This window comes from Stenotrophomonas sp. GbtcB23 (assembly GCF_019091045.1).
Classification (GTDB): Bacteria; Pseudomonadota; Gammaproteobacteria; order Xanthomonadales; family Xanthomonadaceae; genus Stenotrophomonas; species Stenotrophomonas rhizophila_A.
Map to the genome: position 1 here is coordinate 1 of NZ_JAGXKC010000130.1, position 1,049 is coordinate 1,049.

The window sequence follows — 1,049 nt, forward strand, 5'->3', positions numbered from 1 at the left end:
GTGGGGTACTTGGCGTACAGCCATTCTCCCTTGAGGGTGGCGAAAACCCGCTCTACGACGGCGTTGTCCCAGCAATTTCCCTTGCGGCTCATGCTCTGCGTAACTCCGTTGTCGCGCAGGATTTCGGCCATGGCGTGGCTGGTGTATTGCCGGCCTTGATCGGAGTGAAAAAGCAGGCCCGCTTTGGGACGGCGCTGTTTCAATGCTCCTCGCAACGCCCTGACGGCCAGCCAGGCATTTGCTTCATGGGAATGAGCCCATCCCACGATCCGTCGGGCATATAGGTCCACAACAATCGCCAGATACAGCCAGCCCTGCTGGGTCGGGATATAGGTGATGTCGCCTGCCCATACTTGGTTCGGTGCCTCCGGATTGAACTGACGATCCAGCACATTGGGAACGGTCAGGGCCTGTGGCCCAAGGCTTTGATACTTATGACGCTTGTGTTGCCGGGCCCTCACCCCGGCCCGGCGCATCAGCGTGCGGGCCCGGTACCGGCCAACCTGCAGCCCAATGTTGGCCAATTCCCTGGCCATACGGCGCGACCCACAGCTGCCCCGATGCGATTTGTGAATGCGCCTCACCAGGTCGACCTGGCTCAGTAGCTCGTGGTCGATCTGTTCCTGTCGACCCCGCCAGGCGTAGTAGCTGCTGCGCGGGTAGTCCATCAGCTGGCAGACCAATCGGATCGGAGCAGCCTTCCCCAGTTCTTCGATCACTTGTTCCGGCGATCGTTGTCCCGAACGAAGAAGGCTATGGATTTTTTTAGTAGATCGCGCTCCTCCTTGAGCCTTCGATTCTGGGATTCCAGCTCTGCAATCCGGGCCTGAGGGTCAATCGGCGGCCCCTCGGCGTCGGGGTTGTGCTTCCGCTGCCATTGATCTATCCAGCGCCTCAGCGCGGTTGGGCCGACCTCCATCAGCTGGCAGACCTCTCTTACCGTCTGCCCCTCCACCACGACCAGGCGCACGGCCTCGTCTCTCATACCTTGGGTTATCTGTCTTGCCACGGGTCACCTCGATGCTTGGATTGATCCTATCGAGTGTCCA

The 1,049-nt window shown here is 60.2% G+C and carries 2 protein-coding genes; both read right to left on the reverse strand.

Annotation, left to right across the window (positions count from 1 at the left end; all coding sequences use genetic code 11):
* Positions 1-719, reverse strand: a 719-nt coding sequence (locus KVS69_RS18380; protein WP_345776827.1) for an IS3 family transposase, incomplete at its 3' end; no start/stop codon positions are given.
* On the reverse strand, positions 716-970 hold the full coding sequence (locus KVS69_RS18385) for a transposase (protein WP_217539425.1): 255 nt from the start codon (positions 968-970) through the stop codon (positions 716-718). The genes KVS69_RS18380 and KVS69_RS18385, both read right to left, overlap by 4 nt.
* Positions 971-1,049 lie beyond the last annotated feature (79 nt).